The 13,592-nt window shown below is 63.8% G+C and carries 16 protein-coding genes, 1 tRNA gene and 1 other RNA gene; 15 read left to right on the plus strand and 3 right to left on the minus strand.

Annotation, left to right across the window (positions count from 1 at the left end; genetic code table 11):
* Positions 1 to 20: 20 nt before the first annotated feature.
* The 6 genes from ftsE (at position 21) to ACVWY6_RS04165 (ending at position 5,709) form a co-directional block, all read left to right on the plus strand.
* On the plus strand, positions 21 to 710 hold the full coding sequence (gene ftsE, locus ACVWY6_RS04140; RefSeq protein ID WP_023963123.1) for a cell division ATP-binding protein FtsE: 690 nt from the start codon (positions 21 to 23) through the stop codon (positions 708 to 710).
* A gap of 66 nt (positions 711 to 776) precedes the next feature.
* The gene (gene ftsX / locus ACVWY6_RS04145) at positions 777 to 1,682 is read left to right on the plus strand and encodes a permease-like cell division protein FtsX (protein WP_023963125.1); all 906 of its coding nucleotides are present in this window, start codon (positions 777 to 779) and stop codon (positions 1,680 to 1,682) included.
* A gap of 132 nt (positions 1,683 to 1,814) precedes the next feature.
* The gene (smpB, locus tag ACVWY6_RS04150; protein WP_023963127.1) at positions 1,815 to 2,288 is read left to right on the plus strand and encodes an SsrA-binding protein SmpB; all 474 of its coding nucleotides are present in this window, start codon (positions 1,815 to 1,817) and stop codon (positions 2,286 to 2,288) included.
* Positions 2,289 to 2,822: 534 nt separating this feature from the next.
* On the plus strand, positions 2,823 to 4,292 hold the full coding sequence (locus tag ACVWY6_RS04155) for a cutinase family protein (RefSeq protein ID WP_457536302.1): 1,470 nt from the start codon (positions 2,823 to 2,825) through the stop codon (positions 4,290 to 4,292).
* 116 nt (positions 4,293 to 4,408) lie between these two features.
* Positions 4,409 to 4,776: a transfer-messenger RNA gene (ssrA, locus tag ACVWY6_RS04160) on the plus strand.
* Positions 4,777 to 4,863: 87 nt separating this feature from the next.
* Complete coding sequence (locus tag ACVWY6_RS04165; protein WP_457536304.1) at positions 4,864 to 5,709, plus strand: aldo/keto reductase; 846 nt, start codon at positions 4,864 to 4,866, stop codon at positions 5,707 to 5,709.
* Positions 5,710 to 5,807: 98 nt separating this feature from the next.
* On the opposite strand, the gene ACVWY6_RS04170 is transcribed toward ACVWY6_RS04165, so the two are convergent.
* Positions 5,808 to 6,392, minus strand: coding sequence for an alpha/beta hydrolase (locus ACVWY6_RS04170; RefSeq protein WP_023963134.1), 585 nt, complete (start codon positions 6,390 to 6,392; stop codon positions 5,808 to 5,810).
* Positions 6,386 to 7,591: a lipase family protein gene (locus tag ACVWY6_RS04175; RefSeq protein ID WP_051406722.1), complete on the minus strand. Its 1,206-nt coding sequence runs from the start codon at positions 7,589 to 7,591 to the stop codon at positions 6,386 to 6,388. Before ACVWY6_RS04175 ends, ACVWY6_RS04170 begins: the two co-directional genes overlap by 7 nt.
* Positions 7,592 to 7,780: 189 nt before the next feature.
* On the opposite strand from ACVWY6_RS04175, the gene pgm reads away from it, so the two are divergent.
* Positions 7,781 to 9,427 carry a phosphoglucomutase (alpha-D-glucose-1,6-bisphosphate-dependent) gene (gene pgm, locus ACVWY6_RS04180; RefSeq protein ID WP_116914983.1) on the plus strand — a complete coding sequence of 549 codons (1,647 nt, stop codon included), beginning with the start codon at positions 7,781 to 7,783 and terminating at the stop codon, positions 9,425 to 9,427.
* 81 nt (positions 9,428 to 9,508) lie between these two features.
* Here the strand turns inward: pgm and ACVWY6_RS04185 are convergent, their stop codons facing one another.
* Entirely contained in the window at positions 9,509 to 10,258 is a 750-nt protein-coding gene (locus ACVWY6_RS04185; RefSeq protein WP_369792680.1) for a VIT1/CCC1 transporter family protein, read from the minus strand.
* 106 nt (positions 10,259 to 10,364) lie between these two features.
* On the opposite strand from ACVWY6_RS04185, the gene ACVWY6_RS04190 reads away from it, so the two are divergent.
* The 8 genes from ACVWY6_RS04190 (at position 10,365) to ACVWY6_RS04225 (ending at position 13,266) form a co-directional block, all read left to right on the plus strand.
* Positions 10,365 to 10,907: a MauE/DoxX family redox-associated membrane protein gene (locus ACVWY6_RS04190; RefSeq protein ID WP_457536308.1), complete on the plus strand. Its 543-nt coding sequence runs from the start codon at positions 10,365 to 10,367 to the stop codon at positions 10,905 to 10,907.
* Positions 10,904 to 11,650 carry a DsbA family protein gene (locus tag ACVWY6_RS04195; RefSeq protein ID WP_457536310.1) on the plus strand — a complete coding sequence of 249 codons (747 nt, stop codon included), beginning with the start codon at positions 10,904 to 10,906 and terminating at the stop codon, positions 11,648 to 11,650. Before ACVWY6_RS04190 ends, ACVWY6_RS04195 begins: the two co-directional genes overlap by 4 nt.
* Positions 11,651 to 11,797: 147 nt before the next feature.
* Positions 11,798 to 11,870 (plus strand) — tRNA-Ala (locus tag ACVWY6_RS04200).
* A 136-nt stretch (positions 11,871 to 12,006) separates the two neighbouring features.
* Positions 12,007 to 12,189, plus strand: a complete 183-nt coding sequence (locus ACVWY6_RS04205; protein ID WP_457536311.1) for a hypothetical protein — start codon at positions 12,007 to 12,009, stop codon at positions 12,187 to 12,189.
* On the plus strand, positions 12,186 to 12,356 hold the full coding sequence (locus ACVWY6_RS04210) for a hypothetical protein (RefSeq protein ID WP_457536313.1): 171 nt from the start codon (positions 12,186 to 12,188) through the stop codon (positions 12,354 to 12,356). The genes ACVWY6_RS04205 and ACVWY6_RS04210 overlap by 4 nt, the downstream gene beginning before the upstream one ends.
* A complete protein-coding gene (locus tag ACVWY6_RS04215; RefSeq protein WP_457536314.1) occupies positions 12,349 to 12,555 on the plus strand; it encodes a hypothetical protein in 207 nt (68 codons plus the stop codon). The genes ACVWY6_RS04210 and ACVWY6_RS04215 overlap by 8 nt, the downstream gene beginning before the upstream one ends.
* Positions 12,556 to 12,691: 136 nt before the next feature.
* A complete protein-coding gene (locus ACVWY6_RS04220) occupies positions 12,692 to 12,928 on the plus strand; it encodes a DUF3263 domain-containing protein (protein ID WP_457536315.1) in 237 nt (78 codons plus the stop codon).
* The gene (locus tag ACVWY6_RS04225; protein WP_457536317.1) at positions 12,928 to 13,266 is read left to right on the plus strand and encodes a hypothetical protein; all 339 of its coding nucleotides are present in this window, start codon (positions 12,928 to 12,930) and stop codon (positions 13,264 to 13,266) included. The genes ACVWY6_RS04220 and ACVWY6_RS04225 overlap by 1 nt, the downstream gene beginning before the upstream one ends.
* The last annotated feature ends 326 nt before the right edge of the window (positions 13,267 to 13,592 follow it).

Below are 13,592 nucleotides of genomic sequence, written 5' to 3' on the forward strand. Positions count from 1 at the left end.
CGTGGTTACACTGGCAGACCGTGATCAGCGTCAAGAATGTGACGATGCAATACAAGGCATCGACCAGGCCCGCCTTGCGAGATCTTTCTCTCGAGGTGGACAAGGGCGATTTCGCGTTTCTCATCGGCCCCTCCGGATCAGGTAAATCCACCTTCTTCCGGCTCCTGTTGAAGGAAGACAAACCCACCTCGGGTGATGTTTATGTGGGTGATTTCCACGTGAACAAATTGCCGGGCAGACGCGTGCCAAAGCTTCGCCAGTCCATCGGATGTGTGTTCCAGGACTTCCGTTTGCTGCAGCAGAAGTCGGTGGCCGAGAACGTCGCGTTTGCCCTCGAGGTGATCGGAAAGCCTAAGAGCACCGTGTCGAAGGTGGTTCCGGAAGTTCTCGAGTACGTCGGGCTGTCCGGCAAAGCGGACCGTATGCCCTACGAGCTGTCGGGCGGCGAGATGCAGCGCGTGGCCATCGCCCGCGCCATCGCCAACCGGCCGCTGCTGCTGCTCGCCGACGAGCCCACCGGCAACCTGGATCCCGACACCAGCCGGGAGATCGTCGAGGTGCTCGATCGGGTGAACCGACGCGGGACCACGGTGGTGATGGCAACTCACGACCGCCAGATCGTCGATGCGATGCGGCGCCGTGTGCTCGAGTTCAGCAACGGCCGTCTCACCCGTGACGACGCCCATGGCGTCTACGGGCTCGGCGGCTGAGCCGACTGCGACCCTTCGACCTTCACCTACTTCTGTAGTCCCGACCGGGAGGACACCCGAACTCACATGCGCGCGAGTTTCATATTGAGCGAGGTCCTGAACGGACTGCGCCGCAACGTCACGATGACCATGGCGATGACCATCACCACCGCGATCACGCTGGGCATGTTCGGCGCCGGGTTGCTGGTGGTGCAGATGGCCGACAAGACCCAGGACATCTTCCTCGACCGGGTGGAGATGCAGATCTTCATCTCCGATCCGGTGACCGACGCCGACCCCGACTGCAAGGCCGCGCCGTGTGCGCCGCTGCGTGAGCAGATCGAAGCTGCCCGTGGCGTGGAGTCGGTGCAGTACATCGACCGCGCCGAGGCGTTCAAAGACGCCAAGACCAAGACGTTCGCGAACAACCCGGACATCGCCGCGCTGGTGCGGGAGAACACTCTTCCCGCATCGTTCAAGGTCAGGATGGCGGACCCGAATCAGTTCGGTGCGGTCCTCGATCAGTTCAAGGACGCCGACGGAGTGGACGGCGTCCTCGATCAACGCGAGCTGGTCAAACGGATCTTCAGCGTCCTCGACGGGGCTCGTAATGCTGCCTTCGCCATCGCGTTGGTGCAGGCGATCGCCGCGATCTTGTTGATCGCCAACACTGTCCAGGTGGCTGCCTACACCCGACGCACGGAAGTGGGCATCATGCGCCTGGTGGGTGCGACACGCTGGTACACCCAGCTGCCGTTCCTCCTCGAAGCTGTGGTCGCGACCGTGGTGGGTTCACTGCTGGCCATCGCGGGACTATTCGGAGCCAAGGCGTTGTTCTTCGACCGGGCACTGCAAGACCTCTACGGGGTGAACATCTTGGCCAAGATCCAGACGGCCGACGTGTTGTTCGTGGCCCCGTGGCTGATCATCATCGGCGTGGTGCTCTCGAGCGTGACGGCATACGGCACGCTGCGGTACTACGTCCGCGAGTGACACCGCCGTTCTCGGCCGGTAGACAAATCACGCGACGTCCGGACGCAGCGTGTGTAGTGTTGCGTGGCTCGGTGAAATGAAGAGCTCGGCGCACCACGAGCGCAAGAAGACGGGACGAAGGTAGGTGAATCGATGAAGGAAAAAGGTCGCAAGGCGATTGCGACGAACCGTAAGGCGCGGCACAACTACGCCATTCTCGACACCTACGAGGCGGGCGTCGCGTTGCTGGGCACCGAGGTGAAGAGCCTGCGCGATGGCAAGGCGTCACTGGTCGATGCCTTCGCCACCGTCGACAACGGCGAGGTGTGGTTGCGGGGCCTACACATCCCGGAGTACGGCAACGGTTCGTGGACAAACCATGCCCCCCGCCGCAATCGCAAACTGCTTCTGCACCGCCGCGAGATCGACGGCCTGATCGGGAAAATCCGTGACGGCAACCTGACCCTGGTACCGCTGTCGATGTATTTCAGCGATGGCAAGGTCAAAGTGGAATTGGCGCTGGCGCGCGGTAAACAGGCTCACGATAAACGGCACGATCTGGCCCGCCGTGACGCCGAACGCGAGGTCACTCGTGAATTGGGCCGGCGCGTCAAGGGAATGCGTTAAAAACACCCACCGCATATTCAGCGTCGCCGCCTGAATTGATCTTGGACAATTCATCTATTTGTCCAACCGTGCTTTTTTCTGGGATTTGTTAGTGGGTCCGCGCGCACCGGTCCGTTCGAATCGCCGATCGGGCACTGTGCCGGACTTTCGAGTTGAGAACCATGGGCTCGTCGCCCGGCGGGTGATCGGGCGCCGGCCGAGAGTCGCTCGGCCCCAAGCGGACACGAACTACCTCATCGCACGGTCCGCCGTGTCCCCGGACCACATTGAGCGATGAAGATCACATTCACGTGCCTTGGTGGCCCAAACCTCAAGTGCTGAGCCGACGTGGACCATTTCGTTCACCTGTCGCGCCCAGCAATTTGTGTGCGCGTGCCTTTCTCGCCGCGCGCCGTTCAATCGGATGACAGATGATCGCCATGTGTCATTTCTGGAAAGCCCTCGTTGATGCGGGTGGCCAATCGGCCGTTTTCGGGCACATCGTAAAGAACATGTCGCCCTTTGTGGTGCGTGTCAAAACAGGAGCAACCGAGCATGAATCGAACGCGAGGCCACACCGGTGGCCTCACCTCTTCACCGGCCAGACGCCGTTTACGGGGTTCTGTGCTGGGCGCTGCCGCTGTAGCGGCAGCGGCGATCTCGCTGACCGCCACACCGCAGGTCGCATCGGCCCGGCCGATCAGTGACTGCCCGGACCTGCACGTGGTGGTGGTACCGGGCACGCTCGACTCGAGCGTCAACCGGGACCCGCACCAGCAGGCCGGAGTTCTGGCCCCCACGATCGAAGAAGCCGGGCGTGGGGTGCCCCCAGGGGAAATGCAAACCACCTACGTTCCGTACCCGGCCGACTTCGGCTACACCGCCGACGGGACCACATACGCCGATTCCTCCGCGCGAGGAGTCGAGGCCACCAACGCCCAGATCCGCCAGATCGGGGCACAGTGCGGACCGGGCACCGACATCGCGATCGTCGGTTACAGCCAGGGCGCGGATATCGCGCACAAGGTCGCCGCGGACATCGGCGAGAACCGGGGGCCTGTGGCGCCCGACCGGGTACGTGGCGTGTACCTGATCTCCGATCCCAACCGCGCCGCCGGTACGGGTCTCGTACCCGGGGCGCCGGGTCTTCGGGCACCGCTGAACGGGGCTCGCACGTTGTCCGGTACCACGGAGGTCGCGGTTGGCGGTGGCATCGGGTCGGTTGGATCGGCCGGATTCGGTGCGCTCACCGGTCGGGTCGTATCTCTCTGTGAGACAGGCGACTTCGCGTGCTCGATTCCCGAGGATGCACAGGTGGTCCGGACTGGCGCGAACATCGCCGAACAGATGCACATCGACACCACCGACCCGTCAGGCATTGCGTCTGATCTCGGGAACGCACTAGTCCGTACGGCACTGCGGACCGGTGCGTACGTACTCGCCACGCCGGACTGGCTGTCGGGTTCGGAATCGCTCGGCCAGGCGGTGGAGAAGAACAGTTCGCCATCAGTGGCCGTGCCCACCCCGGACGATCTGTCTGTCTCCGGAGTGCTCGGCTTCGTGGTGGATCTGCCCGTCTCCTGGGAGGCGAGACTCCAGTACGAGAGGGAGGCCGGCCTCCGCGACAATCTCGGGCTCGTGACGATGGCAACCGAACCCAGCTACTGGTACCCGGGGCCGAGTCACGTCAGCTATTTCGACCAGCCTGCCGATTCGTCGGGGCGCACGGGCTCGGAATACGTGAGCACGTGGTTGCGGGAGTCGGCGGTGAACGACTCACCGGCGGGCGACACTCCGGTGGCGTCCATCGATTCGACGGTCGAGCAAGGGTCGGTTTCGTTGGCCGATCAGGCACCGGACGCAGTCCAGATCGCAACCGCCGTCGTCGAGAGTGTGGGCGTGGTGGCACCGCAGCTTCCCGAGGTGGTCGACGTGGTGCTGGACTCGGCAGAGAACGTGATCAACTCGCGCGACCCGCTCGCCGAGGCACTGGCAGTGATCGGTACAGCCGTGCAACCGGCCTGATCACAGCGCCCGAGAGGGTGACGACACTGCGGCCCGAATCGAAATGGGAATGATTCGGGCCGCAGTGCTTGTTACGATGTATGTCTGCCGTACTTCGGTGCGGTGGAACCTATCGAGGGGCTGAACGGTTTCGACTGCGTGCGTCAAGGTAGGGGAAGCGTGTCGGTGCAGGCTAGAGACCACCGTAAGCGTCATAGCAACCAATTAAGCGCCGATAAGAATCAGCGCGACTACGCCCTCGCTGCCTAAGCGACGGCTGGTCTGTCGGCCCGGGTGAGCTCTCGCCCCGGGTACCGGCATCATTCAGAGAGCTAACCGTTGCGGGCGGTCGCGGACCGCAATGGGACATCAAACAGCGACTGGGATCGTCATCTCGGCTTGTTCGCGTGACCGAGAGATCCGAGTAGAGGCTTAGCGAACTGCACACGGAGAAGCCCTGCTGAAACGGCGAAGGACCCGGGTTCGATTCCCGGCAGCTCCACCGTCAGATCACGGATACGGGGGGAGAACCAAACAATGGTTCTCTCCCCGTTTCTGTGTCCAGGGCACAACCAATGAGGAGAGTACGACGATGACTCAGGTTCCGAACATCACTCTCAACGACGGGAACACCATTCCGCAGCTGGGCTTCGGTGTCTTCCAGATCAAACCCGAGGACACCGCCGATGCGGTCAAGACGGCACTCGACATCGGTTACCGGCACATCGACACCGCAGAGATGTACGGCAACGAAAAAGAGGTGGGCGAAGGCATTCGCGCCTCGGGCATCCCGCGCGACGAGATCTTCGTGACGAGCAAACTGAACAACTCGTTCCACGAGCCCGATGCTGCGCGTGAAGCGTTCGACGCCACCCTGTCCGATCTCGGTTTCGACTACATCGACTTGTTCCTCATCCACTGGCCGCTGCCCACCCAGTACGGCGGCGATTACGTCTCCACCTGGAACACGATGATCGAGTTCGCGAAGTCGGGCCGTTCGAAGTCCGTGGGTGTGTCGAACTTCCAGGTGGAGCACCTCGAGCGGCTCGCCAAGGAGACCGAACTGGTGCCGGCGGTCAATCAGATCGAGGTCCACCCGTATCTGGCCAACGACACCGTGCGCAAGTACGGCAGCGACCACGGCATCGCGACCGAGGCCTGGTCACCGATCGCGCAGGGCAAGGTTCTCGACGATCCGGTGATCACCGACTTGGCCGCCGATGTCAGCAAGAGCCCGGCACAGGTTGTGTTGCGCTGGCACATTCAGCGCGGCGACATCATCTTCCCGAAGTCGGTGACCCCCAAGCGGGTGCAAGAGAACTTCGCGCTGTTCGACTTCGAACTCGACAGCGAGGCAGTTGCCAAGATCGACGCGCTCGACAAGGGCGAGGACGGTCGGGTCGGCCCGCATCCCGACACGTTCGACTACGTCGGCTGACCACTCAGGCCGACCCCTTAGGCCGAAATTCGCTCCGCTCACTTCGAAACGCTCCGGTTGCAACCGGGGCGTTTCGTCGTAGGTGGCGCGAACTTCGACTACAGGAAACTGCGGACGAAGGTCAGAGCAGTCGATTGCCACGTCCAGACGTGGTCGAGCATGGCGTGACCGCCGCCCTCGATCGGCACGAACTCGGCGTCGACCCCACGTTCGCGGAGTTGGGTGATGCCCTTTTCCGTCCGGGCCGAATACGTTCGCTGATCGGCAGTCCCGTGCAGCGCCAAGACCCGTGCCTCGCCGTGGATGTACTCCCAATCCGCGTGCTGCCACCATGGCGCCAAGGCGAGAACGCCGGCCACCCGTTTGTCGGCGGCGAGGTGCGCGGCGACCCTGCCGCCCATCGAATGCCCGACCAGGATCACCGGGGAATCCGGGTGCGCGTCGATGAGGTGGTCCAAGGCGGCTTGGGCCGGAGCGAGGGGACTGTTCTGCTCGCCGTTCCACCCGTGGACGTCGTAGACGGCCTGGTGAACCACCACTCGTGGAAGCGCACGCAGCGACAGCGTGAACGGGTACATCCGCATCGGCGCGGGTTGGCGTCGGCTGAACGGCGTCGTGGAGTTGTCCGTGCCACCGGGCAACACCAAGACCGACGCCGCCGCCGGCAAACCGGGTATCAGCATGTGCTGGGTGCCGGCGCCCCTGCCAGGCGGTCGTTGAGGTAGCTCAATGCGATCGGGACACCGGACGCGATGGTGGAGCCGTGGTCACCGGGGACGATCACCGTCTGTACCCGCGTTCCCTGGCGGCACCAGTGTGCAGCGGTGGCCAGCACCCGGGACGTGGGAGTGAGCTGATCATCGGCACCCTGGTAGAGCAGCACCGGCATCCGCGGCGCGCCTGGGAACATCTGGACGCTGTTGCGGTTGAGGGCATCGACACCGGCCTGGGTGTTGGCCAGGCTGCCTGAGTTGACCACGTCGGCGATCTTCATGTTGGCGCCGGCATCGACGATCTGGTCGGTGCACGCGTTGCGGATCTGGTTGGCCAGCGCGACCCCCCGACCATTCAGTTGCTCAGACAACGACACCTCGTTCGGGTACTCGCGCTCGAGGCCGAGGGAGGCTGCGAAGCCCAGGCCGAACAACGGGTTCGGGGCCACACCCAGTGTGCGGGCGATTGCCTCGAGATTGACCGGGGTGCCACCCGCTGACAGACCGACAAGATCGAGGTCCGGGGCGTACGTGGGTGCCAACACGCCTGCGTAGGCCGTGGCCATGGCGCCACCCGAATACCCGGCCAGGACCGTGCTAGAATCGCCGACCCGGAATCCGGGGCTCGACTGGACGGCCCTGATGGAGTCCAGCGTGATGGTGCCGCCGAGTCGGGCCGCCCCATATGCGCTGGTCGGTCCGAGGTGGTCGGGAATGTTCACCGCGACTCCACGCGCCAGCGCCAGACCGATGAGCTGCTGCTCCTGCAAACCGCCACGGAAGATCTGATGCGACGGCGCGCACTGCGGCCCGAGCGAGTTGGTGAACGGCTGATACGACAGCAGGTCGTGGCGGGCCCCGCCGTCGGGAACGATGACCGTCGTGACAGCGGCGATCGGCTCGCCCTGCGAATTGGTGCTGCGGAACAACACCTTCTGGGCACTGGATCCGGGGAACGGACTCGGCAGCGATTGCACTCGGAGCACGTCACCGTTGGCTACACCTTCGATGCCCGCAGGCTCTGCATAAAACGGATCCGAATCGGTGGCCGGCATGAACGGGGCAGCGCTTGCGGGCGCAGCAGTGAACCCGATGGCAGCGGCGGTTGCGAAGACGGCGGCCGCGACCTTCACTCCCAGCCCACGCCGAAACAACGTGTGAACGCGCATTGATGTGCCTCCGTCACCCCGACCGAGGTCGTCCGCCCAGACGTTTGGAGCGGTGTTCGGGAGGAGTGTAACCCGCGCCAACCCCATGGCGACCGCGATCGGTGGCAGAATTCGGATGGTCCAGTCAAAGACGCCGAGGATTGTGACCGCCGCCCGCCGGCCGGTCGCAGACAACCGGAAGGATTTTCAATGGCTCACCCGCGTGCGGGGACCCTGGCACTACCGGAAGATCTGATTGATGTGTCGGCGGTGATCGACGCCTACTACTCGGAAAAGCCTGACCCGGAAAACCCGGCCCAGCAAGTCGTTTTCGGCACGTCGGGCCATCGCGGCTCCAGTCTCGACGGTGCGTTCAACGAGGACCACATCATTGCGACCACCCAGGCGATCGTCGAGTACCGCACCGTCGCCGGCATCACCGGACCGCTCTTCATCGCACGCGACACCCACGCGTTGTCGCTGCCCGCATGGCAGACGGCCATCGAAGTCTTGGTGGCCAACGATGTCCGTGTCCTGGTGGACAACAAAGACCGATTCACTCCGACACCGGCGTTGAGTCATGCGATTCTCACGCACAACCGCGGCGGGGGACCGAGTGCCGATGGGATCGTCGTGACGCCGTCCCACAACCCTCCACGCGACGGCGGCTTCAAGTACAACCCGCCCAACGGTGGGCCTGCCGACACCGATATCACCTCGCAGGTCGCCGCTCGCGCCAACGAGTTGTTGCAGAGCGGTCTGGGCAGCGTCAGACGAATCCCGTTCGAGCGGGCCAAGGAGTCCGAGTTCTACGGGACCTATGACTTCGGCGCCAATTATGTGGACGACCTCAATTCTGTGGTCGACATGGACATCATCAGGAACTCCGGTGTGCGTATCGGTGCCGATCCGATGGGCGGCGCGTCAGTTGGGTACTGGGCCGAGCTGGGTGCCCGTTACACGCTGGAACGACTGACTGTCGTCAATCCCATTGTGGATCCCACGTTTTCGTTCATGACCCTCGACACCGACGGCAAGATCCGGATGGATTGCAGTTCCGCGAACGCGATGGCATCGCTGATCGACGCGCGGGATTCCTTCCAGATCGCCACCGGCAACGATGCCGACTCCGACCGGCACGGCATCGTCACTCCCGACGGCGGCCTGATGAATCCGAACCATTTCCTGGCGGTTGCCATCGACTACCTGTTCACCCACCGGCCCGACTGGCCGAAGGATGCGGCAGTGGGGAAGACCCTCGTGTCCTCGTCGATGATCGATCGGGTGGTCGCGGGGATCGGCAGGCAGCTCGTAGAGGTGCCGGTGGGTTTCAAGTGGTTTGTGCCCGGGCTGCTCGACGGTTCGGTCGGGTTCGGTGGCGAGGAAAGCGCGGGCGCGTCATTCCTTCGCAAGAACGGGCAGGTGTGGACCACCGACAAGGACGGCATCATCATGGCGCTGTTGGCCTCGGAAATCCTTGCCGTCACCGGCATCTCACCGTCCGAACGGTATGCGCAGCTGGCTGAGCAATACGGCGGGTCGCCCGCGTACGCGCGTCGCGACGCCCCGGCCACCCGCGAGCAGAAAGCGGTGCTCGGGAAGCTGTCGGCCGAGCAGGTGAAGGCGACGGAGCTGGCCGGCGAGGAGATCACCGCAGTGCTCACCGAAGCGCCGGGTAACGGCGCGAAGATCGGTGGTCTGAAGGTGACCACCAAGAACGCCTGGTTTGCGGCTCGGCCGTCGGGTACCGAAGACGTGTACAAGATCTACGCCGAATCCTTCAACGGCGCAGACCATCTGGCTCAGGTTCAGAACGAGGCCCAGGAACTGGTGGACGGTGTGCTCGGATCGAGCTGAGAGACCAGACGCCGCACGGCCTTGTGCGCCCCGCTCCGGTTCGAACCGAAGCGCGACACGCAAGGCCGTGCGTGAACGGGGTCAGCCGCCCGCCGGCACCCCGATCGCGAATCCGACGAGATAGGTGGCGCCGGCTGCGATGACACCGAAAAGGAGTTGTCGCAGCGCGCCTTTCCAGATCGGTCGGCCGGTGATCCGGGCAGCCAGCCCACCGACCAGGATCAGGCCGGCGGCACCCACGAGCAATCCTGCGGTGAGCGATTCGAACCCGAGCAGATAGGGGATGAGCGGGAGCACCGCGCCGATCGAGAACATCACGAACGACGAGACCGCTGCGACCTTCGGTGACGGCTTCTCATCGGGATCGACCCCGAGTTCCTGCGTCAGGTGCAGGCTCACGGCCTTGTCGGTGTCCTGGTGGATCTCGGCGGCCGCCGCCGTCGCGGTCTGCTCCGACATCCCCATGTCGATGAACGCTTCGACCAGTTCGTGCAGTTCTTCCTGAGGGTGCTTACGCATCTCACGACGCTCGACAGCTACCTCCGCGTCCACCTGCTCGTTCTGGGTGGAGACCGACGCGAACTCACCGAGGGCCATCGAGAACGCTCCGGCCACCAGCCCGGCAACACCGCTGAGGACGATGGTGTGGCCGCTGGCGCCTGACGCGCCGACACCGGCGACAAGGCTGATATTGGTGACCAGGCCGTCCATCGCGCCGAATGTGGCGGCACGGAGTCGACCGCCTGCCACGTTGGCGTGGGTGTGTCCGACCTCTTCCACACCCACGTCAGCAGGATGCGGTGTCTGGTCCGGGGAACCTGGAATGGTCACCACGAGATGGTATCGGCCGACACCTGTCGACCTCCGCTTCGCACATGTCTGAAGCTCGCTGATTCGCTAAGCGACCTCTCAGGCGGTGGTCGTTAGGCTGGTGCGCGTGTGGAGATACGTCGTGAGCGTGCCGGTTCGTATCGGCTTGGCGGCGGTATGGCTGATCGCCGGTGGCATCAAGGCGGTTGATCCCGACCAGTCCGAGATCGCGGTGAAGGCGTATCACCTGTTTCCGGATTCGACCGCGTACGCGGTGTCGCTGGTGCTACCCATGGCTGAGATCGCGTTGGGACTGCTGCTGTTCATCGGGTTGGCCGTACGTCCGGCGGCCATCGCCTCGGCGGTGTTGCTGGTGCTGCTGATCGCGGCCATCGTGTCGGTGTGGGCACGGGGCTACACGATCGACTGCGGTTGTTTCGGAGGCGGTGGGGAAGCCGATGTGTCGTGGCGGAACTATCTCACCGAGATCCTTCGGGATGTCGGGTTCCTGGCGCTCGCAGCGTGGTTGATCGTTTTCCCGCGAAGCCACCTGGCACTCGGCCCGGGCTCACGACCACAGGTGGCCCGCGACGACCACGACGATGACTCCGACGACCCCGCGACGGCCGCGGGTGTAGATGATGAAATGGCAACCGAGGAAAAGCATTGAGCAGCAACAACAAGCGACCCGCTCCCAAGACTGCGAAGTCGAAATACCAGCCCCAGGCGCAATCGAGCACCACCACGTATGTGCTCGCCGGCCTCGCGGTGTTGGTGATCGCGGCGGTGGTCATCGGCGGCATCATCTGGAACAGCCAGCGCAACAAGGGCGGCGCCGACAGCGCCGTGTTGTCCAACTCTGCGACTTTCGTGGTGGGCAACCCGACGGCTCCGCACACCATCGACATGTTCGAGGACTTCCAATGCCCGGCGTGCGCCAGCGTCGAGAAGCAATCCGGCCAGACCATCACCGACGCCGTCAACAGCGGCCAGCTGCAGGTGCGGTTCCACATGCTGACCTTCCTCAACGAGCAGTCGGGGTCGGGTGACTACAGCTCTCGGGCAGCGGGCGCGATGAAGTGCGTGGCCGACGCCGAGAACCAGGACGTGAAACTCGCGTTTCACTCCAAGCTCTTCGCGGTGCAGCCGAAGGAGGGCGGCGACGACCACGACAACCAGACGTTGGCCGGGTTCGCCAAGGAAGTCGGCGCATCGGATGCCACCCAGCAGTGCATCGCCGACGGCACTCAAGTCCAGGCTGCCGAGTCCATCGCCGACGAGTCGCAGACGCAACTTGCCAAGGCGCTCGACGGTCAGGTCGGAACTCCCAGCGTGCTGCAGGACGGCAAGAAGGTCACCATCACCAACGGAACCGGCTGGGTCGATCAGATCCTCGGTGGCGCAAACAACTGACAACATCGCACCCCGGTGAACCCGGGGACGAACCCGGCCGAAGTCGCCGCTACGGCGGATTTGGCCGGGTTCGCGCCGATGGTGTAATTTCGATCGAGCACGCAGCACCAGGGCAAACAACCCGGCGCGGGTGCAAAAACCGAATACGGGGCTATGGCGCAGCTGGTAGCGCACCACACTGGCAGTGTGGGGGTCAGGGGTTCGAGTCCCCTTAGCTCCACCGTATAACCGCAGGTCAGAGAGTTTTTCGAGATAGATTCTGACTTAGGCAACATTTCGAGGCAACACGATTGTCTGTCTCCGCAGATAAAATGCGGGATCATGATCCCCATTCGTGGCAACGCCAGGCAACGCTGATGGCCTCTATCCAGAGGCGCGTCCTCTCCAACGGTGCCGAATCTTGGCGCGTGCTGTGGCGTCAGGACGGTAAGCAGCGGAACCTCACCTTCGTCGAGGCCGCCGGCGCCCACCGGTTCAAAGACCATCTCGAACGCTTCGGCGTAGCCGAGGCCATGCGGCTGGTCGGGGAGACGCCATGACTACCAGAGAGAAGGCATTGCTCGCCGCGCTACTGACCGCGGCGGCCCTGCTGATCATCTTCGCCGCGGCCGGCGGCCCGACGTGGATCGTCGTCGCATTAGCGGTGATCACCGTTGTTGACGCCGCGGGGTTCGTCGCGGCGCGGTGGAGTGCTCGCCGTGCCTAGGCTGCCGGATCCGACCGAGGAGCAGACGGCGTTGCTGGTGCGGCTTGAGCGGTTGGCGCGTGAACGTGATGAGGCGCACCGAGCCTACGTGCGGGGTGTGTACGAAGCTGCGGACTCGGGACTGACGGCGACGCAGATCGCGCCGCATGTGGGCACCAGCTATCAGGCGGTGCAGAAACTATTGAAGAGCCGCAAGTAGTACGTCCACTTCCTTTGTCGTACTTTGCGTCTACAGTCGTCGCGTTCGGTAAGGCAGGGAAGGCTGGACCCCAACGACAAACGCCCCCCGGCTGTGGATTCAGGCCGGGGGGCGTTGTCGTGCAAGGGATCTAAGCATGACTGAAGTCGCGCGGAACATCCTGGGGTTCGAGTCGCAATGGTGGCGAGCGCGTGGCAACAAGGAGGCTGCGGTGCGCGAGCAATTCGGAATGTCGGCCGTCCGCTACGCGCAGGTGCTCAACCGGATCATCGACGCACCCGAGGCGATAGAGTTCGATCCGATTCTCGCCAATCGCCTCCGCCGTATCCGCTCACAGAGGGACGCGGCCCGCGCCCACCGAAAGGCCATCTGATGAAGCGTCTCCTGCTCGGCCTCGTCGGCTCCGCCGTTCTGCTGCTTGCCGCGTGCTCGACACCTGACAGTGAGATGACCGCCGAACAGTATGCAGAACTCGCCAAGGATGTGTGCCAGGACGCCGCGCGCGATGTGCTGAAGGACCCCAACTCGGCGGACTTCCGGGACGTCAGCGCCACAGTGGTCACCGAGGGTGAGCAGTGGTCGGTGGTCGGCGAGGTCAATGCGAACAACAGCTTTGGCGGCAAGGTCGGATACCAAGGCTTCACGTGTACGGCCAACTACACGGAGGACGACGACACCATGCGTGCCTCAGCGTCGCTGGAGAACGGCTGAAAGAGGCTGTCCCTGTTGCCACAGGCGACACGCCCGGTGGGTCTTCCCAGGTCGCCCAACATGCTGAGATGTGCGCCCGTAGGGCATTTGCGCAGGTAGAACGGCATTTTCGCAGGTAACATAAGGGGTTCGAATTCCCTTAGCTCCACTTCGCAAAGGCCAGATCAGGAACTACTCTGATCTGGCCTTTGTCGTATGAACCCCCGCGGTGGGCCAGGAGTGGTGGGGATCAACCACCGAGTCAGGCAACGTCCGTCAGTGACTGATCTTTAGCCGTCAACGCCACCACCCGTGATTGGCCTCGATCTGAGTTCAGCGTTGACGAC

The organism is Williamsia sp. R60, assembly GCF_054063855.1.

Excerpts from the sequence above, each read along its gene's own strand:
- ACVWY6_RS04225 (WP_457536317.1), top strand. The coding sequence starts at position 12,928 with ATGAAGCGTCTCCTGCTCGGCCTCGTCGGCTCCGCCGTTCTGCTGCTT.
- ACVWY6_RS04175 (WP_051406722.1), bottom strand. The coding sequence starts at position 7,591 with ATGCGCGTTCACACGTTGTTTCGGCGTGGGCTGGGAGTGAAGGTCGCG.
- pgm (WP_116914983.1), top strand. The coding sequence starts at position 7,781 with ATGGCTCACCCGCGTGCGGGGACCCTGGCACTACCGGAAGATCTGATT.
- ACVWY6_RS04210 (WP_457536313.1), top strand. The coding sequence starts at position 12,186 with ATGACTACCAGAGAGAAGGCATTGCTCGCCGCGCTACTGACCGCGGCG.
- ACVWY6_RS04155 (WP_457536302.1), top strand. The coding sequence starts at position 2,823 with ATGAATCGAACGCGAGGCCACACCGGTGGCCTCACCTCTTCACCGGCC.
- ACVWY6_RS04220 (WP_457536315.1), top strand. The coding sequence starts at position 12,692 with ATGACTGAAGTCGCGCGGAACATCCTGGGGTTCGAGTCGCAATGGTGG.
- ftsX (WP_023963125.1), top strand. The coding sequence starts at position 777 with ATGCGCGCGAGTTTCATATTGAGCGAGGTCCTGAACGGACTGCGCCGC.
- ACVWY6_RS04165 (WP_457536304.1), top strand. The coding sequence starts at position 4,864 with ATGACTCAGGTTCCGAACATCACTCTCAACGACGGGAACACCATTCCG.
- smpB (WP_023963127.1), top strand. The coding sequence starts at position 1,815 with ATGAAGGAAAAAGGTCGCAAGGCGATTGCGACGAACCGTAAGGCGCGG.
- ACVWY6_RS04170 (WP_023963134.1), bottom strand. The coding sequence starts at position 6,392 with ATGCTGATACCCGGTTTGCCGGCGGCGGCGTCGGTCTTGGTGTTGCCC.
- ACVWY6_RS04205 (WP_457536311.1), top strand. The coding sequence starts at position 12,007 with ATGGCCTCTATCCAGAGGCGCGTCCTCTCCAACGGTGCCGAATCTTGG.